Origin of the sequence: Vibrio sp. Vb0888, assembly GCF_033338835.1 — a bacterium.
Taxonomy (GTDB): domain Bacteria; phylum Pseudomonadota; class Gammaproteobacteria; order Enterobacterales; family Vibrionaceae; genus Vibrio; species Vibrio alginolyticus.
On record NZ_JAWOTL010000245.1, the window covers coordinates 1 to 1,136 of the forward strand.

The 1,136-nt window shown below is 46.3% G+C and carries 2 pseudogenes; one reads left to right on the forward strand and one right to left on the reverse strand.

What is annotated here, in order from left to right:
- Positions 1-903, forward strand: a pseudogene (locus R7P72_RS25360) (FAD-dependent oxidoreductase); the annotation flags it as partial.
- A gap of 22 nt (positions 904-925) precedes the next feature.
- Here R7P72_RS25360 and R7P72_RS25365 read toward each other — a convergent pair.
- A pseudogene (locus R7P72_RS25365) lies at positions 926-1,136 on the reverse strand (allophanate hydrolase); the annotation flags it as partial.

A 1,136-nucleotide genomic window follows, 5' to 3' on the forward strand; every position in this document is an offset into this window, starting at 1 on the left:
AAATATCCGGTCGTTGCCGTTCAGGAGTATGGTTGGAGCGTGTTCCGTTTAGCGGCTATTGCTAACTTAACCTTAGCAAAACTGGCGAATTCAAGCGTGATTACTCAAGCGACACTGAATCAGGCAGATTGGCTTGGTGATCATTGGCAATTGACTTACGAACACAATGGCGTCAATTGTTTGCTTACTTGTGATTACTTAGTCAACGCATGTGGTTTCGAGACGGGAACTATTGATAACGCAGTTGGCGCTAAGCGTGACCGTTTAGTTGAATTCAAAGCCGCTTACGTGACCAAATGGAACGAATGTAACCAGCAATGGCCAGAAGTCATTTTCCACGGCCCCCGTGGCACAGATAAAGGAATGGCGCAGTTAACGCCTTATGGAGATGGCTATTTCCAGCTGCACGGCATGACGAAAGAGATCACGTTGTTTGAAGATGGCTTAGTTGAAAGCACGGCACTCTCTGCTCAACCTGAGCTACCTGTACCGTTACTGTCTAAAATTCGCAGTGGGTGGCGTGAAGAAATTTTGGGTGAAAGAACGCATAACGCAATACAGCACATGGCCCAATTTATCCCTGATTACAAAACAGCGGAAAAAGGTGGCAAAGCGTTGTTTGGTGCTCAACAAATTCCAGGCACAGATCCCGTGCTTCGCGCGGCAGATGTTTCATTCGAACAAAATCACTACGCTCGAATTGAAGTTGTGAAAGCGTCTTCTACCTTGTTGGCTGCTCAAAAAATGCTTCAGTATTGGTTTGATATCACGCCTCAACAAAATGTAGAAGCGCAACATCCAGTGACCGTTAATTGGTCTGAAGACGAAATCGAACAATACGCGATTAAACTGACCGAAGAACGAGGCTATCCGCATGCTCTAGCTGAACGCTACGGGATGTAAACAGCCAAAAACTGAATAGGGCTCAGTAGCCAAAGAACTGAGCCCACTGACACCACACATCCTGCAAACCTTGTCTATCACCCTTGATGAAACGCACTTTCTGACCCGGCTTCGCTTGCGCTAATCTAGGCAAATCTATTCTGGCAACACAACCAAGCTTTGGATACCCACCAATGGTTTGGTGGTCATTGAGTAATACAATCGGATTACCATCATGGGGAATTTGAATGGCG